We start from the raw sequence: 23,961 nt of genomic DNA, 5'->3' as shown, positions 1-23,961 counted from the left end.
CGGAATCGCCGCAATGAGGAGACAGCGATGACAAGGTTGCCCCTGATCGCCGCTTTGGCGGGGCTGACGGCCCTGACGGCTTGCACCCCGCGGGACCAGGCCCTTCCGGGCGAGCGGCTGGACCCGCGCGCGGTGCTGTCGCCCGACGGCCCCGCCGTCGTGGGCAATCCCGGTCCGACCACCTCTGCGCTGTCCCTGCCGCCGGTGCGCGGCAATTCCGACTGGCCGCAGCGCGCGGGCAGCGCCACCCATGCCTCGGGCAATATGGCGCTGGGGGCCGGGACCACGCGGGTCTGGCAGTCTCCCATCGGCGCACCGTCGGACCGTCGCCACCGCATCGTCGCCGATCCGGTCGTCGCGGGCGGGCTGGTCTTTACCCTGGACAGCCAGTCCAGCGTCACCGCGACCACCACGGGCGGCGGCCGTGCCTGGACTTCGAACCTGCGTCCGGCGGCGGAAAGCGATGTCAGCGTTTCCGGCGGCGGCGTCGCTTATGACGGCGGGCGGGTCTTTGTTACCACCGGCTATGGCGAGCTTGTGGCGCTGGATGCGCGCAGCGGCGGTATCCTGTGGCGCCAGCGCGTCGATGCCCCGATCAGTGGCGCGCCGACCGTGGCCAATGGCGTCGTCTATGTCGTCGGGCGCGATGCCTCGGGCTGGGCGGTCCGCGCGAGCGATGGCCGGGTGCTGTGGCGTGTGGCGGGCAATGACGCGATGGCCGGGGTCATGGGCGGGGGTTCGCCCGCGGTCTCGGGCGGAACGGTGGTCTTCCCTTATGCAACGGGCCAGCTGATCGGCGTCGATGCCAGCAATGGCAGCCAGACCTGGGCGGCGAATGTCGGCGGCTCGCGCCTTGGCCGCGCGATCACGCTGTTCCGCGACATGACGGGCGATCCGGTCATCTCGGGGAATACGGTCTTTGCCGGGACCAGCTCGGGCCGGGTCGGCGCCTATGACCTGGCAACTGGCGTCGCCAAATGGGAAGCCCCGGAAGGCGCGTCAAGCCCGGTGCTCGTCGCGGGCAACTCGATCTTCCTGGTGAACGACCAGGCGCAGCTTCTGCGGCTGGACATCGCGAATGGCGGAAGGGTCTGGGCGCAGAAGCTGCCCTATTTCACCAAGCAGATCGTGCGCAAGCAGGATAAGGTGTGGAATCACTATGGACCGGTCCTGGCAGGGAATCGCCTTTACCTTGCCGGCTCGGACGGATATCTGCGCGTCTTCGATCCTGCCACGGGTGCCCTGATCGGCCAGTCCGAGATACCGGGCGGCGCCGCGGCGGCACCGGCTGTCGCAGGCCAGACCCTTTACGTCGTCAGCAATGACGGCCAGTTGATTGCATACAGATGAGCTTTACCCTCGCCATCGTCGGGCGTCCGAATGTCGGCAAGTCCACGCTTTTCAACCGACTCGTCGGGAAACGGCTGGCGCTGGTCGATGACCAGCCCGGCGTGACCCGCGATCTGCGCGAGGGGCAGGGCAGGCTGGGCGACCTGCGCTTTATCGTTGTCGACTCGGCAGGGCTTGAGATTGCCGAGGATGACAGCCTTCAGGGCCGGATGCGCCGCCTGACCGAGCGCGCCGTGGACGAGGCCGATGTCTGCCTGTTCGTGATCGACGCCCGCGTCGGCGTGACTGCGGCGGACGAATATTTCGCCGAGATCCTGCGCAAGCGGGCCAAGCATGTGATCCTTGCCGCCAACAAGGCCGAGGGTCGCGCCGGCGAATCCGGCGCGATGGAGGCCTATGCCCTGGGTCTGGGTGAGCCTTTGCGCCTGTCCGCCGAACATGGCGAGGGCATGGACGACCTGTATCGCGCGCTGCTGCCTTTGGCCGAGGTGTTCGAGGCCCAGAATATCCAACAGGCCCCCGAAACCGATGTCGACGTGTCCGAAGACGACGATGACGAGGCCGAGGATTGGCGGCCAAGTGCTGCAAAGCCCCTGCAGGTCGCCGTGATCGGCCGGCCGAATGCCGGGAAATCGACCCTCATCAACAAGATCCTGGGAGAGGATCGGCTTCTGACCGGGCCAGAGGCGGGGATCACCCGCGATTCGATCAGCGTCAGTACCGACTTCATGGGCACCCCGATCCGCATCTTCGACACTGCCGGGATGCGCAAGAAGGCGCGCGTGACCGACAAGGTCGAAAAGCTGTCGGTCGCCGACGGCCTGCGTGCCGTTCGCTTCGCCGAGGTCGTGGTGGTTCTTCTGGACGTGGGCATCCCGTTCGAGCAGCAGGACCTGCGCATCGCCGATTTCGCCGAGACCGAGGGCCGCGCCGTCGTCATCGCGGCGAACAAGTGGGATCTCGAGGAAGAAAAGCCGCAAAAGCTGAATGAACTGCGCGAGGCGTTCGAACGCCTGCTGCCGCAGCTGAAAGGTGCGCCACTGGTCACCGTCTCGGCCCGGACGGGCAAGGGGCTGGACCGCCTGCACAACGCGATCCTGAAGGCGCATGAGGTCTGGAACCGCCGGGTGCCGACCGCCCGCCTGAACCAGTGGTTGTCGGCGATGACCGAGGCCCATCCGCCGCCCGCGCCGGGTGGCCGCCGCATCCGTCTGCGCTATATGACGCAGATCAAGACGCGGCCTCCGGCCTTTGTCGTCATGGCCACGCATACCGACAAGCTGCCCGACAGCTACCAGCGCTATCTGGTCAACGGCCTCAGGGCGGATTTCGACATGCCGGGCACGCCGATCCGCCTGACCTTCCGCGATCAGGGAACGAAGAACCCCTATCGGGACAAGGCGAACAAGATCAATCAGTCGGGCGCGCTGTCCAAGCACAAGGTCCGGCAGAAGCCCAAGGGCACCTGATTCCCTTCAGGTCGTGACCCGGACCATCGCCACGGCGATGATGGCGATCCCCAGGACGGCCATCATCGACAGGGCGGCCTGGGTCGCGACCGATCCGGCCGCCAGGCCGATCATTCCCCAGATCACCGCGATGCCATAGCTGATCGTCCGCCCCAGCCGCAGCTGGATGCTGACCGTCGCGAGTGCCGCGATGGTGATGCCCAGCACCGCGGCCACGTGGGGCGGAGCGCCAAGCTGGGTTTGCAGCAGGGTCGCAAAAAGCGCGCAGCCCGCCATTGTGGCCCATCCGGCGACAAAACTCAGCGAGGTGCTGTTGCTGGGCTCGGCCCCGGCATACGCGCCGCCCAGAGCTTCGCCCAGGATCCCCGCGACCATCAGCGCGCCCAGCAGGAACGCGCCGCCCGGTTGTTCCGCCAGAAGCCAGGGCCAGACGGCGCCTGCGACAAGCCCGATGACCAACAGCCCATGTTCGGCCTGTTTGCCGTCCGCGGGGGGCAGAGGGGGGTCGTCATCGTCTTCGACCGCGCGGGTGCCCCAAGGACGCCACCCAAGCTGGCTGAAGGCATGATAAAGCACGGCAAGCCAACTGATCGTCAGAAGTGCCGCCATCGCCGGGATTCGCGGGCGCAGCAGCTGCGTGGCCAGATCGGGTGCCGCGGCGGTCGGCTCCAGCAATTCATCCAGCCCCGCATCGGACCGAAGGGGGCTGGGAAGGGCGGCCGCAACGGGCGGGCTGACAGGCTGCAGCGCATAGCCAAGCCCGCTGGCCACGAAAGCCAGGCTTGCAATAATCAGCAGGATTGCGCCGGCTTTCCTCATGCCGCCGAACGCGCGGCCTCGTGGCGCGGTTTCCTGCCCGGCGCGAATTATTGCCGGGCAGGCAGGATCAGGCCAGTCGCCCGTCCGAACCCAGCCGTGTCTTGCCGCCCAGATAGGGGTGCAGCGCCGCGGGCAACTCGACCGAGCCATCTTCCTGCTGGCCGTTTTCCAGCACCGCGATCAGAGTGCGGCCCACGGCAAGACCTGATCCGTTCAGCGTATGGACGAATTCCGGCTTTCCGCCACCTTCCGGGCGATAGCGGGCGTTCATACGTCGCGCCTGAAAGTCGCCGCAATAGCTGACCGAGGAAATCTCGCGATACTTGCCCTGACCGGGCAGCCAGACTTCAAGGTCATGGGTGATACGCGCGCCGAAACCCATGTCGCCGCCGCACAGCACCATGGTGCGATAGGGCAGGCCAAGACGTTCCAGAACCGCCTGCGCACAGCCGGTCATGCGGGCATGTTCTGCCAGCCCGTTTTCGGGATCGGTGATCGAGACCATCTCGACCTTCTCGAACTGGTGTTGGCGCAGCATCCCGGCGGTGTCGCGCCCGGCACTGCCCGCTTCTGAACGGAAGCACTGGCTGTGCGCGACCATGCGGCGGGGCAGGGTCGCGTGTTCGACCAGATCGCCATGGACGGTGTTAGTCAGCGTGACTTCCGAGGTCGGGATCAGCCAGTAACCCTCGCGCGTCTGATAGCTGTCCTCGCCAAACTTCGGCAGCTGGCCGGTGCCCTCCATCATCTCGGACAGCACGAGGACCGGGGTCCATGTTTCGGTCAGGCCATGTTCTTCCGAATGCAGGTCGATCATGAACTGGGCCAGCGCGCGGTGGATGCGCGCGACGCCCTGCTGCAGCACCACGAAGCGCGAGCCGGACAGCTTGGCCGCGGTTTCGAAATCCATGCCGGGCTTGACGCCCTCGATCTCGAAATGCTCACGCGGGGTGAACTCGAAATTGCGCGGATCTCCCCAGCGGCGGATTTCGACATTGTCGGCCTCATCCTTGCCGGGGGGAACACTCTCGACCGGAAGGTTCGGAATGCCCAGCAGCAATTCGCGCAGGCGCGCATCCAGCGCCGTCGCATCGGCCTGAAGGCGTGCGGTTTCTTCCTTCTTCGCGGCGACAAGGGCACGCAGGCGGTCGAACTCGGCGTCATCGCCGCGGCCCTTCGCGGCCCCGGCTTCCTTGCTGGCGCGGTTCTGTTCGGCCTGCGCGGCCTCGGCGGCGCTGATGCGGGAACGGCGATCGGCATCCAGCGACAGGATTTCGGACGAAACCGGCGACAGGTTGCGCAGGCTCAGGGCTGCGTCAAAGGCTGCGGGGTTTTCGCGAATGGCGCGGATGTCGTGCATGTCTGGCCCGTTCCTCGGATGGTGTACCGGGATGCAATAGCGCAAGCATGGGCCGGGCGGAAGCCTTCAGCCCCAGCGGCGCGCCTCGGCGATCATGTCATGGAGGACGGGAAAGAACTTGTCGGCACCGGGATAGCCCTCGAAACGGGTGACTTCCTGCCCGCCCAGAAGCAGGATGAAGCCCGGCGTCAGCCAGGGCATCCGCGCCAGCGCCAGTCCGTCCGGAAAGGGGCCGTCGACATCGACCATCAACAGGGGGGCGGCCCGGCCTTCGGGGTGGCGGGCATAGACGGGCGCGATCTCCTTGTCCCATTGCGCGCAATAGACGCAGCCCTTGCGGCGCACCATCAAAAGCCGCAGGTCGGCCTGACCTGCAAGGGCCTGGCGCGCGACAAGGCTGGCGCCCAGGGCAAGGCCGATGATGCTGCGCCGGCTGGGTTTGCTGGGATCCGGTTTCATGGCGGAAACCTAGTGCGCAGGACCGCCTCCGACAAGCGTAGCGTTTACATGGCTTTCGACTGCCCATATCCCGAAAGGGCGGGCAGGCATTCCCGCATCGCTTTCGCCACAGCGCCCGAGGCTTGAATGGACGAACTGACCGATCCCCTGCTGCGGGGCGACCGCCGCGCCCTGTCCCGCGCGATCACGCTGATCGAAAGCACCCGTGCCGACCACCGCGCCCGTTCGGTCCAGCTTCTGGCGGAACTGCCGCAGCGTCAGGCCCTGCGCATCGGGCTGTCGGGGACGCCGGGTGTCGGCAAGTCCAGCTTCATCGAAACCTTCGGCAAGATGCTGACCGGGCAGGGACTGAAGGTTGCCGTTCTGGCTGTCGATCCCAGCTCGGCGCGATCGGGCGGCTCGATCCTGGGCGACAAGACACGGATGGAGACGCTGACCCGAGACCCGCTGGCCTTCATCCGTCCCTCGCCCTCGCGCGCGGAACTGGGCGGCGTTGCGCGCCGGACCCGCGCCACGGTCCGCCTGTGCGAGGCGGCGGGATTCGATGTCGTCCTGATCGAGACGGTGGGTGTCGGCCAGTCGGAAACGCTGGTGGCCGAGATGTCGGACTTGTTCGTCCTGCTGCTTGCACCCGCGGGCGGGGATGAGTTGCAGGGCGTCAAGCGCGGCATCATGGAGATCGCGGATCTGGTGCTGGTCAACAAGGCCGATGGCGACCTGCGCGCGACGGCCCTGCGGACGGTATCCGACTACGCCGGTGCGTTGCGCCTGCTGCGCCATCGCCCGCAGGACCCCGAGGGGTATCCCCTTGCGCTGCCGGTCTCGGCCCTGACCGGAGAAGGGCTGACCGAGGCCTGGGGCCATATGCGCCACCTGTCCGACTGGCGGCGGCAAAGCGGGCATTTCGACGCGCGCCGGGCCGAACAGGCGCGGCAGTGGTTTCACGCCGAGATCCGCGCCGGCCTGCTTGCGCAGCTTGAACGCCCCGACATCATTGCCATCCTGCGCAAGACGGGCGATGACGTGGCCCAGGGCCAGCTTGATCCCGATCGCGCCGCGACATGGGTGCTTGAGCAGCTTCGGAGCGCGAATCGCTTCGCCTGACACCGTGAAACGCCAGCACCGGGCATGGCGACGATCCGCGAAAAATGCGCCGGATTCGCCGCGACGTCATGGCCGATGCCGCAAGAGTGGCAGGAAACGCTGGTGAAAAGGCTTGACGCGGGGCCGCTCAACCCGTATTTCCCCGCAGACAGATTTCCGGGCGCTGCCACGCGGCGCCCTTTCATATTGCGGGCAACCGCTCACACGAATCGAAGGAACAAGATCATGTCGCGCGTTTGCGAACTGACCGGCAAGGGCCCGATGAGCGGCAACAACGTCTCCCACGCCAACAACAAGACCCGCCGTCGGTTTCTGCCGAACCTGAACGAGGTCTCGCTGATCTCGGACAAACTCGGCCGCAGCTACCAGCTGCGCATCTCGGCTGCTGCCCTGCGCTCGGTCGATCACCGCGGTGGCCTGGACGCCTTCCTCGCCAAATCCCGCGACGAAGAGCTTTCGGACCGCGCGCTGAAAATCAAGCGCGAGCTGGCCAAAGCCTGATCTGCAAGGTTTCTTCCGGTAGTCGACCGATTCGCGACCGCCGGAGGTGACGACCCATGCCCCGCCCGAACAGGCGGGGCTTTGTCATATGCACGGGCCGATGGTTTGGGTGTTCCGGTGGCGCCGTCAGCCGCCGACGGCCAGTTTGCTGGCCTCGACCTCGGCGATCAGCGCCTCGACACGCGGTCCCAGTGCCTCGACGATCATCGCGACCCCCGCTTTCGAAGCGTGGATGTGATCCTCCTGCAGGACATGGGCGCGCTGGCTTTCCGGCAGCAGCAGAAGCGGGCCGTAAAGATTGTCATGCACCAGAACGCCGTGGCGCGCGCCAAGCCGTGGCCAGATTTCGGCCCAGGACCGGCGCAGCCTTTCGTTCCGTTCGGGGCGACCGATCCCGACCAGCAGCGCCGGCAGGCCGGCGGCGTCGATCTGGGTCAGGATCGAATCAAGATTGGCCTCAGGGATGCGCGGGGGCAGGTCCATCAGAAGGTCGTTCCCGCCCAGCTCGACGATGACCGCATCCGGGTGGTTGGCCCTGATTTCGGCCGTGACGCGCTTCGCCCCGCCCTCGGTCGTGTCGCCGGAAATCCCCGCGTTCAGCACCAGCACGTCATGTCCGCGCTTTCTCAGCCAGCCCTGCAACTGGGGAACCAGCCCGTCCCTGGGGGCAAGGCCATATCCGGCGGTCAGGCTGTCACCAATGGCAAGCAGCCGGACCTGGTCGGCGGCCGCCGCAAGCGGCAGGACGGCCAGGGCGATACTGAAACAAAGCGCGCGAGGTATCATCTGAATCCTTTCAGGCGCAGGGAATTGGTAACAACAAACAGCGACGACAGTGCCATGGCGCCTGCGGCCAGCATAGGTGAAAGTTGCGGCCCACCGAAGGGGACAAGGATGCCCATCGCGACCGGGATGAGGGCCGCGTTATAGGCGAAGGCCCAGAACAGGTTCTGCCTGATATTGCCCATCACCGCCCGCGACAGCCGCAGGGCGCGCGGCACGCCCTTGGGATCGCCTCCGGTCAGGACCACCTCGGCCGATTCGATGGCGATATCGGTGCCGGTGCCGATGGCGATGCCGGTATCCGCGGCGGCCAAAGCAGGGGCATCGTTGATACCGTCGCCGACAAAGACCGTGCCCTTGCCCAGATCATGGACCGCCTTCAGCTTGCCGTCTGGCAGGACGCCCGCGATGACGTGGTCGATGCCCAGCTTGCCGCCCACCGCCTCGGCGGTCCGGCGCACGTCACCGGTGATCATCGCGGTCCGCAACCCTAGATCATGAAGTTCGCGCACGGCCTCGACCGCATCGGGCCGGATCGGGTCCGACAGCGCGAAAGAGGCCCTATGCCTGCCGTCGATGGACAAGTGGACGGGAGTCGCGCCCGTCGCTGTCCAGGCGTCCGCCGCAGCGATCAGGGCCGGTTCGGTCGCGATGCCGGCTTCGGTCAGGGCGGCGGCATTGCCGATCAGCAGCGCATGCCCCTCGACCTCGGCCGCGATTCCGCGCCCCACCGTCGCCTTGACGGCCGTGGCGTTGGGCAGATCGATGCCGTCCGCCGTGGCGGCCGCCACGATTGCGGCTGCCAGCGGATGTTCCGAGCGCGCCTCGACCGCCGCGGCCAGCCGCAGGGCCTGGTCCCGATCAATTCCGGCGGTCTCGATGGCGGTCAGGGCGGGCTTGCCCAGCGTCAAGGTGCCGGTCTTGTCAAAGCCGATCACCTTCGCGCTTGCCAGCCGCTGCAAGGCGTCGCCACGGCGGAACAGGATGCCAAGCTCGGCCCCGCGCCCGGTGCCGACCATGATCGAGACGGGAACCGCAAGCCCCATCGCGCAGGGGCAGGCGATGATCAGGACCGAGATTGCAGCGACCAGTGCCTGACCGGCGGAGCCGGTGACGCCGATCCAGATCGCAAAGGACAGGATCGCCAGTCCGATGACGACCGGAACGAAGACATTGGTGACGCGGTCGACCACGGCCTGCACCGGCAGTTTCGCCGATTGTGCCTGTTCGACCAGCGCGATGATGCGGGCAAGGACGGTGTTCCCACCCGTCGCCGTGACGCGGTAACGCAGGGCCGAGGTGCCGTTCATCGTCCCGCCGGTCAGGGCATCGCCCGGCCGCTTGCTGACAGGCAGGGGCTCGCCCGTCAGCATGGATTCGTCGACTGCACCTTCGCCCTCGACCAGCACCCCGTCCAGTGCGACGCGTTCGCCGGGGCGCAGGCGCAACACGTCGCCGGGGACCAGATCCGCGACCGGCAAGGTCACGACCGCGCCGTCACGCTCGACCTCGGCTGAGGCGGGGGCCAGTTCGACCAGACGGCGGATGGCGGCGCTTGCACGGCCGCGCGCGCGTGCCTCAAGCCAGCGTCCCAGCAGGATCAGCGTGACGATGACCGCCGCCGCCTCGAAATAGACATGGCGCGCGGATTCGGGCAGCAGGCCCGGCAGGAAGGTCGCGACGGTCGAGTAAAGCCACGCGGCCCCCGCGCCAAGCGCGACCAGGCTGTTCATCTCGGGGCGGCGATGGATCAGGGCGGGCAGGCCGATCCGGAAGAACTGGCGCCCCGGCCAGGCCAGCACGGCCGAGGTCAGGGCGAACTCCACGAACCACAGCCCTTGCTGGCCCACAAGCGCGTAAAGGCGATGATGCAGCGCGGGGATCAGGTGCCCGCCCATCTCGGCCAGGAAGACCGGCAGCGTCAGCACAAGCGCGATCAGGAAATCGCGCCCGATCCGGGCAGGATCGTCGCCATGGTCATGCGCGCCTGCGGCGTGGTGATGCATGCCGGGCGCGCGGGGGCTGGCCTTGTAGCCTGCCGTGCTGACGGCCGTGGCGAGATCCTGCGGCGAAATGCCGGGGGAATGGCGCACCAGTGCCTCGCGGGTGGCAAGGTTCGCGCTGGCCGAGGCGACCCCGGGAATACCGGTCAGCGCCTTTTCCACCCGCCCCACGCAGGACGCGCAGTTCATGCCCTCGACTGACAGTCGGGTATCGACATCGGCGGCGGGATAGCCGGCCCCGGCCAGCGCCGCGACGGCATCCGCCATCGCCTCGGGTCGGTCCAGCCGGAAATGGGCCTGCCCGGTGGCAAGGTTGACGCTGACGTCACTGACGCCCGGCGTGGCCTTCAGGGCGCGCTCTGCCCGCCCCACGCAGGAGGCGCAGCGCAACCCGGCAAGGGTCAACCGGCCCTCGGTCCCGGTGGAATTGTGGTGGTCTTTCATGATCCATGTCCTGTCTGAATTGCGGAAACGCGGTTCAGACAGGAAGCGGAGGCGCCTGTGGTCGTCGGGGCGCACGGCCCGGAATTGCAGGCAGGGCGACCCGCAGCCGGATCGGGGGAAGGCTGCGCGCAACGGCAAGGCGCGGGCGCGCGACGACATGACACCGGCAGGAACGGTCGCCCCGACCGCGGCACAGATGCTCTGCCCGCGCGATGGCGCGGCGCGGGGCCTTGGCGGCGATGGCGGTCATGCAGCACATGCTGAAAGCTCCTTCACGATGCAAGCTAGGCACGATCCGGCAGCGAATCAAGCGCGTCACGACGCTTTGAGTTGATCCCGCCCCGGCAAGTCGTTACCGGCTGGGTCAACTCTAGCCGGAACTCAGGACAGGATAATGAACCGCCGTCAGATGCTGATGCTTTCCCTGCCGCTGATCGCGGCGCCCACGCTGGCGCTGGCTCAGAACGGCCTGCCCGCTGCTCCAGCCGCGAAACCCGTGGCCAAGCGCGACCCCTATGCTCCGACCGAAGTGGCGATCCGCCCCGATTTCGAGGTCGGCAGCATCATCGTCGTGTCGAAGGATTTCTTCCTTTACCACGTCATCGCGCCGGGTCGTGCCGTGCGCTATGGCGTCGCGGTGGGCAAGGACGAACTGGTCTGGCGCGGGCGCGCCACCGTCGGGCGCAAGACCGAATGGCCCAGCTGGCGTCCGACCCCGGCGATGATCAAGCGCAAGCCCGAGCAGTACGGCAAATGGGCCGACGGCATGCCGGGCGGCCCGACCAACCCGCTGGGCGCGCGCGCGCTTTATCTTTACGACGCGCGGGGCAACGACACCTCGATCCGCATCCACGGCACGACCGAGCCTGGCTCGATCGGCCGGGCCGTTTCGAACGGTTGCATCCGGATGCGCAACGAGGCGGTGATGGATCTGTACGAACAGATCCCGACCGGCACGCCGGTCTATGTCTATTAATTGGACATCCGTCTGAAATCCTTGTCGGATCCGGCGCTGGCCGGGTTCGACACCATCATCGATACGCGCTCGCCCTTGGAATATGCCGAGGATCACCTGCCCGGCGCGATCAACCTGCCCGTCCTTTCCGACGAGGAGCGCGCGCGGGTCGGTACAATCTACAAGCAGATCTCTCCGTTCGATGCCCGCAAGATTGGCGGCGCGCTGGTCGCGGCCAATGCCGCGCGCCATATCGCTGGCCCGCTTGCAGCGCATGACGGTGCCTGGCGACCGCTGGTCTATTGCTGGCGCGGTGGGCAGCGTTCGGGTTCCTTCGCGACGATCCTGGGTCAGATCGGCTGGCGTGTCGGCCGGATCGAGGGCGGCTACAAGGCCTGGCGCGCGATGGTGGTCGAACGGGTCACGGCTTCCCTGACCACGCCCGTTATCGTGCTGGACGGCAATACCGGCAGCGCCAAGACCGAAATCCTGCACCGATTGGCCGCGCGCGGACATCAGGTCATCGATCTGGAAGGGCTTGCGAACCATCGCGGCAGCCTGTTCGGCGGGATGCCGGGTGGCCAGCCAAGCCAGAAAGCCTTTGAAGGCCGCCTTGCCCTTGCGCTGGAGCGCCTGGATCCGACCCGGCCCGTGGTGGTCGAGGGGGAAAGCTCGCGCATCGGCGAACGCAACCTGCCACGAGGGATCTGGCAGGCGATCACCACGGCTCCGCGCATCCGGCTGGTGGTCCCGGTGGCCGAACGCGCCGCCTATACCGCCCGCAGCTATGCCGATGCCTGCGCCGATCCTGTGCGCACGGCCCGGATCATCGACAGCCTGCGGCCGCTGCATCCCTCGGACCGGATCGAGGAATGGCTGCGTATGGTCGATGCTGCCGATTGGGCGGGCCTGTCCGAAGGGCTGATGCGGGATCATTACGATCCGCGCTATGACAAGCATCGCAGCCGCCACGACGACGGCAGGACCCGAGTCCTGCCGATTGCCGACCTGCGCGACCTTGATGCCGCCACTTCGGCGGTCGAGGCCGCGCTAGCCGCGCAGGAAGCGCCTTAGGACCTTTTCCAGCTTGGCCGCACCCAGCGGCGCCATCGCCTTGGTATGCTCATGGCTGATCGATTCATCCGACAGCCCCGCGCCCATATTGGTGATGACCGACACGGCGGCGCAGTTCAGCCCCAGGAAGCGACCAAGGATGATCTCGGGAACGGTGGACATGCCGACCGCATCCGCGCCCAGCACCCGCGCCGCACGGATCTCGGCCGGGGTTTCGAAGCTGGGACCCGAAAACCAGCAATAGACCCCTTCGGGCAGGTCGACGCCCTCGGCGGTGGCAGCGGCCTTCAGCGCGGCGCGCAGCCCGGCGTGATGGGCATCCCCCAGTGGCACGAAGCGCGCATCCGTCGGCTCACCGATCAGCGGGTTCGTGCCCGCAAAGGCGATATGGTCGCTGAGCAGCATCAGCGAGCCCGGCGGCATGTCGTCGCGCAGAGAACCGGCGGCATTGGTCAGGACAAGGTTTTCGCAGCCCAGATCCTTCAGCACCTCCAGCGGCAGGCGCATGACATCGGCGCGACCGGATTCATAGTAATGCGCGCGTCCGCCCAGCACGGCGACGCGCCGCCCCTCAAGCGTTCCGACGACCAGCTTCGGCACATGGCCCGAAACCCCGGCATGGGGAAAGCCGGGCAGGTCGGAATAGGGGATCGCCACCCCTTCGACTGTTGCCGCCAGATGGCCCAGGCCAGAGCCCAGGATCAGCGCGTATTCCGGCGCCTGATTTCCGGCGCGGTCCCGCACCAGACGGGCAATGTCAGCGCTCTTTGACATAGGGTTCACCTCCGGCGCGGGGCGGGATGGCGCGGCCGACGAAGCCTGCCAGGATGATGACGGTCAGGATATAGGGCAGCGCACTCATGAACATCGAGGGCACGGTGATGATCCCCAGGTCGAGGTCGGGAAAGCGGTTCGCCAGCGCTTCAAGCAGGCCGAACAGGAAGGTTGCCCCCAGCGCGCTCCACGGTCGCCACTTGGCGAAGATCAGCGCGGCCAAGGCGATGAAACCGCGCCCTGCCGTCATCTCCTTGACGAAACCGGCCGAGATCCCCGTCGCCAGATAGGCCCCGGCAATGCCGCACAGCACACCGCAGATCATGACAGCGGCATAGCGCAGCCGCGTGACCGAAACGCCGGCGGTATCGACCGAGGCGGGGTTTTCCCCGACCGCGCGCAGCCGCAGCCCGAAGCGCGTGCGGTAAAGCACCCACCAGGTCAGCGGCACCAATGCGAAGGCGACATAGACGAGGATCGTGTGGCCCGAAATAAGCTCGGCATAGATCGGGCCGATCACGGGGACCGGGCGCAGCGCGTCTGCAAAGGGAAGGGTGATCTCGGTAAAGCGGGCCGCCCCTTCAAGCGAGGGGGTGCGCCCGCCAAGGCCGAAGATCTTCTGCCCCAGCAGCACCGTCATCCCCGAAGCCAGAAAGTTGATCGCGACGCCCGAAATCAGCTGGTTGCCCCGGAACGTGATCGAGGCAAGCCCGTGAATCAGCGACAGCGCCAGCGCCCCGGCGATTCCCGCCAGCAAACCGATCCAGGCGTTCCCCGTGGCATAGGCGACCGAGGCGGCGGTAAAGGCCGCCATCAGCATCTTGCCCTCAAGCCCGATGTCGAAGACGCCCGCGCGTTCGGAATAAAGCCCGGCAAGGCAAGCCAGCAGCAGGGGCGTCATCAGCCGGACCGCGCTGTCGAGGATCTGGATGATAGTCGGAAAATCCATCAGCGACGCTCCATTGCCATGCGAAAGGCCATGACGCCCAGAAAGACCCCAAGCGTGCCTTCCACCCAGCGCCGGGCGCGATCATAGGCGTGGCGCACCGGGCGCGAGGACAGGATCATGGCCCACGTGGCGTGGCCCGCCAGCGACAGGACCATGCCGCCAAGCGCAAAGATCAACAGCACCGGCAGCGGTGCGCCCTGCGCCGGACCGACGCTGACCGCGGCCATCCAGAAAACCAGCGCCTTGATATTCGTGATCTGCAACGTCAGCCCGGTCGCGAACAGCCGCGCAAGCGGTTGGCGCTGCACCTGTGCCACTTGCACCTGCGGCGGTACGATGGCCTTTTTCATCGCCTTCCAGGCCAGCCATGCCAGATAGGCTGCGCCCAACAGGCGCAGTACAGTCCCTGCCCAGGCAACTTCCTGCATCAGGATCCCAAGGCCAAGGCTGGTCGCCAGCGCCAGCAGGCCCGCCCCGCAAGCAATCCCGAAAGCGGTCATCAGCGCCGCTGCACGACCCTGCTGGGCCCCGATGCCAAGCAACAGAGCCACGGCCGGGCCGGGGGACATGACGCCGACCATCTGGACCGAATAGGCTGCAATGAATGCGGGCAGAAACGGGGTCAGCCAGTCCATCAGGCGTCCTTCTTGCGACGGCGGGCCGCGAACAGGCGTTCCAGCGGCATCCGCACCATGTTGTCCAATGCGCCGGTGAACAGGATGACCAATGCCTGGATGACGACGATCAGCTCGCGCGGGATGCTGGTCCATAGCGCAAGCTCGCCCCCGCCCTGATACAGGAACCCGAACAGAAACGCCGCCAGCAGTACGCCCAGCGGGTGGTTGCGTCCCATCAGCGCGACCGCGATGCCGATGAAACCGGCGCCCTCGACCGCGTTCAGGACCAGCCGCTCGGCCTCGCCCATGACGTTGTTGACCGCCATCAGTCCGGCCAGCGCACCCGAGATCAGCATCGCGATGACCGTGATCCTGACCGGCGAGATGCCGGCATAGATCGCGCCGCGCTCGGACTTGCCGAAGGCGCGGATCTCAAACCCCAGGCGCGAGCGCCAGATGAGCAGCCAGGCCAGCAGGCAGGCCACGAGGGCCACGAAGAAGCTGACATTGGCGGGGGTGTTCTTGCCCCATTCGATGCCAAAGGCCAACGCCATGTCCGAGATCTTGGGCAGATGCGTCGGCGCCGCGAAACTGGCCGAGGCGGGATCCATGCTGCCGACCGGGCGCAACAGGTTCACCAGCACATAGTTCAGCAACGCGGCCGCGATGAAGTTGAACATGATCGTCGTGATGACGATGTGGCTGCCGCGCTTGGCCTGCAACCATGCCGGGATCAGCGCCCACAACGCGCCGAAGGCCGCACCGCCGATCATCGCCGCGGGCAGGGCCAGCGCCCAATGCGGCCACGGCACCGCCAGCAGGACCAAGGCGACGCCAAGCCCGCCCATCGCGGCCTGTCCCTCGCCGCCGATATTGAACAGCCCGGCGTGATAGGCGACCATGACCGCAAGGCCGGTGAAGATGAAGTTCGTCGTGTAATACAGCGTGAAGCCCCAGCCATAGCTGGACCCCAACGCGCCTTCGACCATGACCTTCAGCGCCTCGACCGGGCTTTCCCCGATCGCCAGGATCACCAGGGCCGAGATCGCGAAGGCCAGCACCAGCGAGATCAGCGGCGTCAGGATCACATCCGCCCATTTCGGCATTCGCTCCATCAGCAGTTCCTCGTGCCCGGCTGGCTTGTCTGTTCTTCGATCGCCCGTGCAAAGGGCCAGCGGCGTATCATCCCGTGGCTCCTGGCTGGTCGGTTCCCGGCGCGGAGGCGGGCGGCATCGCCTCGGCGGGGGACGAGATGGTCGCCGGATCGATCCCGGCCATCAGGCAGCCCAGATCGGTTGTGGTCGCGGCCTCGGGCAGGCGCTCGCCCATGATGCGGCCGTCGAACATGACGGCGATGCGGTCGGACAGGGCCATGATCTCGTCCAGCTCGACCGAAACCAGCAGAACGGCCTTGCCGGCATCGCGCAGCGCGACGATGCGCTTGTGGATGAATTCGATCGCGCCGATATCGACGCCACGCGTGGGCTGGCCGATCAGCAGAAGTTCGGGATTGCGCTCGACCTCGCGGGCGACGACGATCTTCTGCTGATTGCCGCCGGAGAAGTTCTTCGCCGCCAGTTCCGGATTTGGCGGGCGCACGTCATAGCGTTCGATCTTGCCTGCGGCATCTGCACGGATCGCGGCATGGTCCATCAGCATGCCCCGGTTGAATTCGGGCGCATCGTGATAGCCGAAGGCGACGTTTTCCCAAGCGGCGAAGTCCATGATGAGTCCTTCGACCTGACGGTCCTCGGGGACATGGCCGATGCCTGCCTCGCGTCGCGCACCGGCGTCCGAGCCGCTAAGCGGCAGGGGCTGGCCCTTCAGCCGGACGACTCCGTCCAGCGCGGCGCCGGGTTCGGGATAGCCGGCCAGAATCTCCAGCAACTGCGTCTGGCCGTTACCGGCGACGCCCGCGATGCCCAGAATCTCGCCCGCACGGATGTCCAGATCGACCCCGCGCAGCCGGACGACACCGCTGGCATCGGTCATCGAAAGGCCGCGAACCTCAAGCACCGGTGCGCCGGGGGATGCGGGTGTCTTTTCGACGCGCAGCAGAACCTTGCGCCCGACCATCAGCTCGGCCAGTTCGGTCGAGCTGGTCTCGGCCGTCCTGACCGATGCCACCATCTCACCCCGCCGCATGACCGAGACGGTGTCGGTGATCTCCATGATCTCGCGCAGCTTGTGGGTGATCAGGATGATCGTCTTGCCCTCATCCCGAAGGCCGCGCAGGATGCGAAACAGGTGATCGGCCTCGGCCGGGGTCAGCACGCCGGTCGGTTCGTCCAGGATCAGGATGTCGGCCTGGCGGTAAAGCGCCTTCAGGATCTCGACCCGCTGCTGGTGGCCGACGGACAGATCCTCGACCGGGGCGTCGGGATCGACCTGCAATTCATATTCGCTGGCGAGCCGCTTCAATTCGCCCCGCGCGCGGGAAAGCGAGGGGCGCAGCAGGCCCCCGTCCTCGGCGCCAAGGATGACGTTCTCCAGCACGGTGAAATTCTGCACCAGCTTGAAATGCTGGAACACCATGCCGATGCCCGAGCGGATCGCGGTCTGGCTGTCGGTGATGACGACCGGCTTGCCGCCGATCAGGATTTCGCCGGAATCAGGGCGATAGAAGCCGTAAAGGATCGACATCAAGGTCGACTTTCCGGCCCCGTTCTCGCCGATGATCCCGTGGATCGTGCCGCGCGCGACGCTAAGGTCGATCGACTTGTTGGCCTGCACCGGACCGAACGCCTTCGAGATCCCCCGCAATTCGATTGCGGGGGACTCGTCCGCGACGCCGCGCGGCGCGGTCATTACTGCACCGGGCAAGTGTTGTCGGCCATGTAGTCATGGACCTTGATCTCACCCCCGGTGATGCCCTTGGCGGCGGCATCGATGGCGGTCTGCATTTCGGGCGTGACCAGCGCCTTGTTGTTGTCGTCGATCGCGACTGAGACCCCGCCCGACGCCAGGTCCATGACCTTGATGCCCGACTCGGCCGCGGGACCGGCCTTGAAGATGTCGTAGACAGAGTTGTCGACGCCCTTGACCATCGAGGTCAGGACCTGGCCCGGATGCAGGTGGTTCTGGTTGCTGTCGACGCCGACGGACAGGATGCCCGCATCCGCCGCTGCCTGCAGGACGCCGATCCCGGTGCCGCCTGCCGCTGCATAGATCACGTCCGCGCCTTGCGAGACTTGCGCCTTGACCAGCTCGCCACCCTTCACCGGGTCGTTCCACGCCGCCGGGGTTGTGCCGGTATAGTTGATGATCAGCTTGCCTTCGGGATTGGTCGCCTTGAAGCCCTGGGCATAGCCGCATTCGAACTTGTGGATCAGCGGGATGTCCATGCCGCCGATGAAGCCGACCGTACCCGATTTCGACGCCTTGGCGGCCATCACGCCGGCAAGATACGACCCCTGCTCCTCGGCGAAGACGACGGATTCCACGTTCGGCTGTTCCACCACCATGTCGATGATCGCGAACTTGGTGTCGGGATAGTCCGGTGCCACCTTGTTCAGCACCTCGCCAAAGGCGAAGCCGGTCATGACGATCGGGTTGGCGCCGGTCTCGGCCAGACGGCGAAGCGCCTGTTCGCGCTGCGCCTCGGACTGCATCTCGAGTTCCTTGTAGGTGCCGCCGGTCTCGGCCTTCCAACGCTCGGCCCCCTGATAAGCCGCCTCGTTGAAGGACTTGTCGAACTTGCCGCCCAGGTCGAAGATCAGCGCGGGGTCGGCCATCGCGAGCACCGGCATCAGCGAAAGACTGGCGCCCGCCAGCAGGGATTTCATCAAGGACATTTGTCGAACCTCAACCTGTTATGCGGGCGACTCCGCCCGGCGGTGAAATGGATTAGGGGGCATGGGCGTATTTGCGTCAACCGCCTTCTATGCGGCTAAAGCACGCGACGCATCAGGATCGCATCAAGGCCAGAGGCATAGTAATTCCGGCGGGTTCCGACCTCGCGCCAGCCATCCGCAAGGTACAGAGCCTGCGCGGCGGCATTGTCCGAGGCGACCTCAAGAAAGGCCTCGACTGCACCCCGCTGGCGCGAGGTTTCGCGAAATTCGGCCAGAAGCGCGCGCGCGATGCCCTGGCGGCGGGCGTCGGGCGAGACGGCGACGGTCAGCAGCTCGGCCTCGTCCACGACGGTGCGCCCGATCAGGAATCCCGCCGGGCGAGAGATCAGGAAATTCAGGCGGCTGTCCAGCAGGTCCTCGATCTCGGCCGCGGACCAGGGGCGGGGATGCGTGCCAAAGCAGCGCAGGTGCAGGTCGGCAAGGGCGTTCGCAGTCATGACAGGATGACGGGACCGCGGTCGCGCGCAGGCGCGGCATCGGCCGGGCGCAGATAGATCGGGGCGGGACGGGGCTGGTCCGGCACGTCGCGACGTGTCAGCGCGATGCGGGCGATGGCAACCGCCAGCGGATAGCGCGGGGCAAGAAGCGGTGGCCCCGGCGGCAGCGCATGGATCGCGCCCTGTTCCGGTCCGGACAGCGCATCCGCGCCGAAGTCCTGCCAGATCACGTCGCCCCCGCGGGCGGGCACGGCAACGCGGCAAGGCCGGGGCAGGTCCAGCGCCGCGGCCTCGGTCAGGCTGACGCCGATGGCGGGGATGCGCAGCGACAGCGACAGCCCCCGCGCGGCGGCGACCGCGATGCGGATCCCGGTAAAATTGCCCGGACCGGTGCCGACGCCCAGAACCGACAGGTCGCGCCAGTCCGCGCCCGCCTCGGCCAGAATCTCGGTCAGCAGCGGGAACAGCCGCTCGGCCTGTCCGCGTGACATCTCTTCATGACGTTGGGTCAGTACGGTGTCGCCCGACAGCAAAGCGGCCGCGCAATGCGCGGCCGATGTGTCGAAGCCCAGGGACAGAGGCTCAGCCAACGGGCCTGACCTCGGTCACTTCCGGGATGTAATGGCGCAGCAGGTTCTCGATCCCCATCTTCAGCGTCAGCGTGGACGAGGGGCAGCCCGCGCAGGCGCCCTGCATGTGCAGATAGACGACGCCGCGATCGAAGCCGTGGAAGGTGATGTCGCCACCATCCTGTGCCACGGCGGGGCGCACGCGGGTATCCAGCAGTTCCTTGATCTGGGTCACGATCTCGGCGTCGGGGCCATCCTGATCGTTATGGCCGCCGGTGGCACCGGTTTCAACGACGGGGGCGCCGGACTGGAAATGCTCCATGATCGCGCCCAGGACCGAAGGCTTCAGGTGGTCCCAGACCACGCCGTCGACCTTGGTCACGGTCACGAAGTCCGATCCGAGAAAAACGCCGGCGACGCCCGGAACGGCGAAGATGCGGCGTGCCAGCGGACTGCCCGCCGCAGCCTCGGCCTCGGGGAAGTCGGCAGTGCCGGTGCCCAGAACGGTTTCGCCCGGCAGGAACTTCAGCGTGGCGGGGTTCGGGGTGGTTTCGGTCTGGATGAACATGGGCGTGCTCCTTTGCGCGCGATATGGGGATTGAGGGGGGCACAAGTCAAGGCAAAGCGGGTCGACCGTTGGTCGCGGCAAGGATGCCAAAGGTCGCCAGGTTGACCAGCACATGGCACAGCGCCGGAAAACCCGCGCTGCCCGATCCCAGCCGCGCGACCATGGCCAGCGCGCCCAGAAGCGCCGCGCCCAGGATCATGCCTGCCGCGCCACCCGGCATGTCGAGCTTCGCTAGCGCCGTCGCCGGCGCAAGATGCCACAGCGCGAACAGCAGGACCGGCACCACCGCCTTGCCGCGATCACCGGGCCCAAGGCGCGGGACCAGCGCGCCGCGCCAGAATGCTTCCTCCAGCGTGCCGTTCAGGGCCGCTGCCAGCGCGACCACCGCCAATACATGAGGCGAGAGGCGGGACAAGGCGGGCAGGGCGAAAGCTGCCAGCAACAGCGCCGGCAGCAGGCAGGCCAGCGCGATGGAGATGGGCGGCACCCGCAGGCGAAGCGACCAGCCGCCCCTGCCAAGGCCGATCACGAGTAGCAGCCAATAGGCGGAAAGCCCCAGAAGGCAGACGTCCAGCGGCCGCAGCCCGCTTCGGGCAAGCAGGTGAAACAGCGCCGCCAGCCCCGGAATCGCAACCAGGGCGGACAAGGCCAGCCCGCGATCCATCAGGCGGTGATCTGTTCCAGCCGTTCGCGCGACATGCCGCCCGGCACGATTGTGACAGAGCAGGGAAGCGTCGCCATTTCGCGCATCAGGCGCGAAATCAGCGGCCCGGGTCCGGCGGATTCGGTCGAGGCGGCCAGCACCACGACCCCGATTTCGGGATCCGCGCCGATCTGGGCCAGAAGTTCGTTGCCGGATTCGCCCTCGCGCACGATCAGTTCGGGATCGATTCCCGGACGGTCGCGCATCCATTTCGCAAAGACTTCGAAATGCGCGTGGATGCGTTCATAGGCCTCGGCGCGCATGACCTCGGCCACGCCCATGCCGTGCTGGATGTCCGCAGCCTGGATCACCGCCAGGACCTGAACGGCGCCGCCCGTCCTGGCCGCGCGCATCGCGGCGAAACGGATCGCGTTCAGGCATTCGTGGGAGTCGTCCAGAACGACCAGAAATTTGCGCATGACCTCTTCCCGGCTGACACGGGCTTGGCAAAGACTGGCCGAAAGGACACGCCCGCGCAAGTCTGTCGCGCTTTCCCCCTTGCGTTCGTTTTCAATTGCCTTGCCCTATGTTAAGGCGAAAACATACAAAACAGACCCACCACTGTAGGATCGTACTGTGACAATTCATCATGATTGGGACAGCAGCGATCATCGTGACATGGCCCCGGTCCGGGGACTGAATGTGTCGTGGATTGCGCAAGAGGATCCGGCCGCCCGGATCGGCATGACCTTCGGCAAGCGGGTCTTCGACATCACCTTCGCTTTGCTGCTTTTGGTGCCGCTTTCCGTGGTTATGGCGATTGTCGCTGCCGTCCTTCTGGTGATGCAGGGCCGCCCGCTTTTCTATGTCGCGCCCCGGATGCGCGCCCCGGGCGAGCAGTTCGACCTGCTGAAGTTCCGCACCATGCTGTGCGAAGACGGTGACTTCGGGGCGACCGGTGCGCATAAGCACTGGCGCATCACCCGCGTGGGCCGCCTGCTTCGGCGGTCGCGCATCGACGAATTGCCCCAACTTTTCAATATCCTTCGCGGCGATATGAGCTTTGTCGGACCGCGCCCGCCCCTGCGCGAATATGTCGAGCGGTTCCCGGCGCTGTACAATCAGGTGCTGCGCAATCGCCCTGGCGTGACCGGCCTCGCGACCATGATCTATCATGCGCATGAGGATCGGATCATGGCGCGCTGCGCCACGGCCGAGGCGACCGAAGACGCCTATTACCGTCGCTGCCTGCCGACCAAACTGCGTCTGGACCTGATCTATCAGCGCCGCCGCAGCCTGCGCGTCGACCTGTGGATCATCTGGCATACCTTCATGACGGTGCTGGTTCCGAACTGGCAGGGCCGGGGACGCCGCCGGATTCCGTCGGGCGAAGGTACGCCTGCACAGATACTGCAGGAAACTCCGGCCAAAGGCAGTGTCCCGGCCGAGTGATTCTCTCAGCCATTCCGGCCCGCGAACGGGTCCAGCGGATATCCCACTCCGGTCAGATACAGGCCCTGCGGCGGACAGACCGGACCGCAGGCGGCGCGGTCGCGTGCGGCCAGCGCCTCAGCCACGCGGTCGGGGGACCATGAGCCCGCGCCGACCCGCTCCAGCGTGCCCACGATCGAGCGGACCTGGTTGTGCAGGAAGGACCGCGCCCGCAGGTGAAAGCGGTATTCGCGCCCCTGCGGTATCTCGATTTCCTCGATCCGGATTTCGTCCAGCGTCTTCACCGGGCTTTTCGACTGGCACATGGTCGAACGGAAGGTGGTGAAATCGTGCAGGCCGATCAGATGCGCCGCGCCCGCCCGCATCGCGTCGATGTCCAGCGCGTTCAGCACCTGCCAGACCGCGCCGCGATCATGGGTGACGGGGGCACGGCGCGCAACCAGCCGAAACAGGTAGCGCCGCTCGACCGCCGAGAAACGGGCGTGGAAATCGTCCTTTACCCGAGCGGCGGACAGGATGGCGACAGGCGCGGGCTTCAGGTGCCAGTTAAGCGCCTCGGACAGTCGGAAAGGGTCCCAGTCCCGCGCCAGATCGGCATGGGCGACCTGACCGGTGGCATGGACGCCGGCATCGGTACGGCCAGCGGCGGCGATGCGCGCGCCAGCGGCAAAGCCCTTGTCCAGCCGGGCCAGCGCGGCTTCGATCGCACCCTGCGCGCTGGGCTGGTCGGCCTGGGCCTGCCATCCGGCAAACGGAGCGCCGTCATATTCGATCAACAGGGCGTAACGGGGCATCAGCGGGACTGCTTCTGGCCTTCGCGGGGAATCAACAGATCGTCCAGCGTCATCGGTCGTTCCAACTCGGACGGGGATGGTGCGGCGGTTGGGGCGGGCTGGCCCACGCCTTCGCGCGACAGCCGGTCACGCAGCACGCTGATCTCGACATCCAGGTCTTCCTTGCCGCCCTCGATCAACCTGCGGATCCGCGCCGAGAAGCCGGTCTCCAGATCCGCGAGCAGGGTTTCGTAATCCTGCCGCGCGCGCTGGTCATGGGTCTGGACGTAAAGGTCCGCGAACTTCACCGTCGCGTCGCGCGCGCCCTGAAGATAGACGCCAAGATAGCGGCGCGCCCCTGCGATCTCGGCCGGGTTCTGCTCGATCCGGGCGAAAAGATCGCGGGCGGTGGCGCTGAACATCGCGACCCGCGCCTCAAGCCGGCGATCGCCGGTGCGCAGGATGTCGTCCTGCATGGCCTGAAGATGGGCCTCGCCCTCGGCAATGATGCGATGCGCGCGGTCCTGCTGGAAGCTGTCGATGCCCTCCATCCCCTTGTCGCGCATCGGGTCGGGGCCAAAGCAAAGCCAGTGCAGCACCGCTCCCGCGACGCCGATCACGCCCGCGCCCAGTTCGGCGCCCGGCGCATAGGACCCTAGCGCAAGCCCCAGCCCCGTCAGGATGCCGCCGAACAGCTTGCGCGGGATGGCGGGCCGGCGCGCGACGCGCCGCGCGTCATAGGCGGCTTCGGCCTGCAGCCCCTCGCGGGTCAGGAACATGCCGGCGGCGATGCCGCCAAAGGCGCAAAGATGCATGACCAGCCCGAAGGGGTCCTGCCAGAACGCGCTGATGAGAAAGGGGAAGGCCATGATCGTGACCCAACGCGTCCGCGATTCCAGCGGATGCCGGATCTGGCCGGGCTGGGAACGCAGCGGCGGCATGGTCCCATCGCCGGATTGCCGGGCGGAGGGCGAGAACGGACCCTGAAAGCGTCTGGCCATCGT

General features: G+C 66.8%; 26 protein-coding genes. 7 read left to right on the top strand and 19 right to left on the bottom strand.

Annotated features, from left to right (window positions below; all coding sequences use genetic code 11):
- The first annotated feature begins 27 nt into the window (after positions 1 to 27).
- Both RM190_RS16870 and der read left to right on the top strand, forming a co-directional pair.
- On the top strand, positions 28 to 1,350 hold the full coding sequence (locus RM190_RS16870) for a PQQ-binding-like beta-propeller repeat protein (RefSeq protein ID WP_311760634.1): 1,323 nt from the start codon (positions 28 to 30) through the stop codon (positions 1,348 to 1,350).
- A complete protein-coding gene (gene der / locus RM190_RS16865; RefSeq protein ID WP_311760633.1) occupies positions 1,347 to 2,819 on the top strand; it encodes a ribosome biogenesis GTPase Der in 1,473 nt (490 codons plus the stop codon). The genes RM190_RS16870 and der overlap by 4 nt, the downstream gene beginning before the upstream one ends.
- A 6-nt stretch (positions 2,820 to 2,825) precedes the next feature.
- On the opposite strand, the gene RM190_RS16860 is transcribed toward der, so the two are convergent.
- The 3 genes from RM190_RS16860 to RM190_RS16850 form a co-directional block, all read right to left on the bottom strand.
- Positions 2,826 to 3,638 (bottom strand): hypothetical protein, encoded by an 813-nt coding sequence (locus RM190_RS16860; protein ID WP_311760632.1) that lies wholly within the window; start codon positions 3,636 to 3,638, stop codon positions 2,826 to 2,828.
- 67 nt (positions 3,639 to 3,705) lie between these two features.
- Positions 3,706 to 4,998, bottom strand: coding sequence for a serine--tRNA ligase (serS, locus tag RM190_RS16855; RefSeq protein WP_311760631.1), 1,293 nt, complete (start codon positions 4,996 to 4,998; stop codon positions 3,706 to 3,708).
- Positions 4,999 to 5,064: 66 nt separating this feature from the next.
- Positions 5,065 to 5,457: a SoxS protein gene (locus RM190_RS16850; RefSeq protein ID WP_311760630.1), complete on the bottom strand. Its 393-nt coding sequence runs from the start codon at positions 5,455 to 5,457 to the stop codon at positions 5,065 to 5,067.
- 126 nt (positions 5,458 to 5,583) lie between these two features.
- Between RM190_RS16850 and meaB the strand changes: the two genes are divergently transcribed.
- Both meaB and rpmB read left to right on the top strand, forming a co-directional pair.
- Positions 5,584 to 6,561: a methylmalonyl Co-A mutase-associated GTPase MeaB gene (gene meaB / locus RM190_RS16845; RefSeq protein ID WP_311760629.1), complete on the top strand. Its 978-nt coding sequence runs from the start codon at positions 5,584 to 5,586 to the stop codon at positions 6,559 to 6,561.
- A gap of 225 nt (positions 6,562 to 6,786) precedes the next feature.
- Positions 6,787 to 7,062: a 50S ribosomal protein L28 gene (gene rpmB, locus RM190_RS16840; RefSeq protein ID WP_311760695.1), complete on the top strand. Its 276-nt coding sequence runs from the start codon at positions 6,787 to 6,789 to the stop codon at positions 7,060 to 7,062.
- Between the two features lie 126 nt (positions 7,063 to 7,188).
- Here the strand turns inward: rpmB and RM190_RS16835 are convergent, their stop codons facing one another.
- The 3 genes from RM190_RS16835 to RM190_RS16825 are packed head-to-tail and all read right to left on the bottom strand — an operon-like array spanning position 7,189 to position 10,551.
- Positions 7,189 to 7,848 (bottom strand): GDSL-type esterase/lipase family protein, encoded by a 660-nt coding sequence (locus tag RM190_RS16835; RefSeq protein WP_311760628.1) that lies wholly within the window; start codon positions 7,846 to 7,848, stop codon positions 7,189 to 7,191.
- On the bottom strand, positions 7,845 to 10,292 hold the full coding sequence (locus RM190_RS16830; RefSeq protein ID WP_311760627.1) for a heavy metal translocating P-type ATPase: 2,448 nt from the start codon (positions 10,290 to 10,292) through the stop codon (positions 7,845 to 7,847). The genes RM190_RS16835 and RM190_RS16830 overlap by 4 nt, the downstream gene beginning before the upstream one ends.
- A 34-nt stretch (positions 10,293 to 10,326) precedes the next feature.
- Positions 10,327 to 10,551: a hypothetical protein gene (locus tag RM190_RS16825; RefSeq protein WP_311760626.1), complete on the bottom strand. Its 225-nt coding sequence runs from the start codon at positions 10,549 to 10,551 to the stop codon at positions 10,327 to 10,329.
- Positions 10,552 to 10,686: 135 nt separating this feature from the next.
- Here RM190_RS16825 and RM190_RS16820 point away from each other — a divergent pair, with 135 nt between their 5' ends.
- Complete coding sequence (locus RM190_RS16820; protein ID WP_311760625.1) at positions 10,687 to 11,268, top strand: L,D-transpeptidase; 582 nt, start codon at positions 10,687 to 10,689, stop codon at positions 11,266 to 11,268.
- Complete coding sequence (gene mnmH / locus RM190_RS16815; protein ID WP_311760624.1) at positions 11,269 to 12,321, top strand: tRNA 2-selenouridine(34) synthase MnmH; 1,053 nt, start codon at positions 11,269 to 11,271, stop codon at positions 12,319 to 12,321.
- Here the strand turns inward: mnmH and RM190_RS16810 are convergent.
- The 11 genes from RM190_RS16810 to RM190_RS16760 form a co-directional block, all read right to left on the bottom strand.
- Positions 12,298 to 13,095: a purine-nucleoside phosphorylase gene (locus RM190_RS16810; protein ID WP_311760623.1), complete on the bottom strand. Its 798-nt coding sequence runs from the start codon at positions 13,093 to 13,095 to the stop codon at positions 12,298 to 12,300. The genes mnmH and RM190_RS16810 overlap by 24 nt on opposite strands.
- Positions 13,079 to 14,044 carry an ABC transporter permease gene (locus RM190_RS16805; RefSeq protein WP_311760622.1) on the bottom strand — a complete coding sequence of 322 codons (966 nt, stop codon included), beginning with the start codon at positions 14,042 to 14,044 and terminating at the stop codon, positions 13,079 to 13,081. The genes RM190_RS16810 and RM190_RS16805 overlap by 17 nt, the downstream gene beginning before the upstream one ends.
- Positions 14,044 to 14,679 (bottom strand): LysE family translocator, encoded by a 636-nt coding sequence (locus RM190_RS16800; protein ID WP_311760621.1) that lies wholly within the window; start codon positions 14,677 to 14,679, stop codon positions 14,044 to 14,046. The genes RM190_RS16805 and RM190_RS16800 overlap by 1 nt, the downstream gene beginning before the upstream one ends.
- Positions 14,679 to 15,776 (bottom strand): ABC transporter permease, encoded by a 1,098-nt coding sequence (locus RM190_RS16795; protein ID WP_311760620.1) that lies wholly within the window; start codon positions 15,774 to 15,776, stop codon positions 14,679 to 14,681. Before RM190_RS16795 ends, RM190_RS16800 begins: the two co-directional genes overlap by 1 nt.
- 67 nt (positions 15,777 to 15,843) lie before the next feature.
- Positions 15,844 to 17,469 (bottom strand): ABC transporter ATP-binding protein, encoded by a 1,626-nt coding sequence (locus tag RM190_RS16790; RefSeq protein ID WP_311760619.1) that lies wholly within the window; start codon positions 17,467 to 17,469, stop codon positions 15,844 to 15,846.
- On the bottom strand, positions 17,469 to 18,455 hold the full coding sequence (locus RM190_RS16785) for a BMP family lipoprotein (RefSeq protein ID WP_311760618.1): 987 nt from the start codon (positions 18,453 to 18,455) through the stop codon (positions 17,469 to 17,471). Before RM190_RS16785 ends, RM190_RS16790 begins: the two co-directional genes overlap by 1 nt.
- A 95-nt stretch (positions 18,456 to 18,550) precedes the next feature.
- Positions 18,551 to 18,952 (bottom strand): ribosomal protein S18-alanine N-acetyltransferase, encoded by a 402-nt coding sequence (gene rimI, locus RM190_RS16780; RefSeq protein ID WP_311760617.1) that lies wholly within the window; start codon positions 18,950 to 18,952, stop codon positions 18,551 to 18,553.
- Entirely contained in the window at positions 18,949 to 19,542 is a 594-nt protein-coding gene (gene tsaB, locus RM190_RS16775; RefSeq protein WP_311760616.1) for a tRNA (adenosine(37)-N6)-threonylcarbamoyltransferase complex dimerization subunit type 1 TsaB, read from the bottom strand. The genes rimI and tsaB overlap by 4 nt, the downstream gene beginning before the upstream one ends.
- Positions 19,535 to 20,089: a NifU family protein gene (locus RM190_RS16770; protein ID WP_311760615.1), complete on the bottom strand. Its 555-nt coding sequence runs from the start codon at positions 20,087 to 20,089 to the stop codon at positions 19,535 to 19,537. The genes tsaB and RM190_RS16770 overlap by 8 nt, the downstream gene beginning before the upstream one ends.
- A gap of 46 nt (positions 20,090 to 20,135) precedes the next feature.
- Positions 20,136 to 20,753, bottom strand: coding sequence for a CPBP family glutamic-type intramembrane protease (locus tag RM190_RS16765; RefSeq protein ID WP_311760614.1), 618 nt, complete (start codon positions 20,751 to 20,753; stop codon positions 20,136 to 20,138).
- Positions 20,753 to 21,211, bottom strand: coding sequence for a universal stress protein (locus tag RM190_RS16760; RefSeq protein WP_311760613.1), 459 nt, complete (start codon positions 21,209 to 21,211; stop codon positions 20,753 to 20,755). Before RM190_RS16760 ends, RM190_RS16765 begins: the two co-directional genes overlap by 1 nt.
- A gap of 157 nt (positions 21,212 to 21,368) precedes the next feature.
- Between RM190_RS16760 and RM190_RS16755 the strand changes: the two genes are divergently transcribed.
- On the top strand, positions 21,369 to 22,184 hold the full coding sequence (locus RM190_RS16755) for a sugar transferase (protein WP_311760612.1): 816 nt from the start codon (positions 21,369 to 21,371) through the stop codon (positions 22,182 to 22,184).
- Positions 22,185 to 22,189: 5 nt separating this feature from the next.
- On the opposite strand, the gene truA is transcribed toward RM190_RS16755, so the two are convergent.
- Both truA and RM190_RS16745 read right to left on the bottom strand, forming a co-directional pair.
- On the bottom strand, positions 22,190 to 22,978 hold the full coding sequence (truA, locus tag RM190_RS16750) for a tRNA pseudouridine(38-40) synthase TruA (RefSeq protein WP_311760611.1): 789 nt from the start codon (positions 22,976 to 22,978) through the stop codon (positions 22,190 to 22,192).
- Positions 22,978 to 23,958: a 5-bromo-4-chloroindolyl phosphate hydrolysis family protein gene (locus RM190_RS16745; protein ID WP_311760610.1), complete on the bottom strand. Its 981-nt coding sequence runs from the start codon at positions 23,956 to 23,958 to the stop codon at positions 22,978 to 22,980. Before RM190_RS16745 ends, truA begins: the two co-directional genes overlap by 1 nt.
- Positions 23,959 to 23,961 lie beyond the last annotated feature (3 nt).

Origin of the sequence: Paracoccus broussonetiae (assembly GCF_031854425.1) — a bacterium.
GTDB classification, from domain to species: domain Bacteria; phylum Pseudomonadota; class Alphaproteobacteria; order Rhodobacterales; family Rhodobacteraceae; genus Paracoccus; species Paracoccus broussonetiae.
The sequence above is the reverse complement of the archived record's forward strand: the minus strand, read 5'-3'. Positions and strand labels throughout refer to the sequence as shown.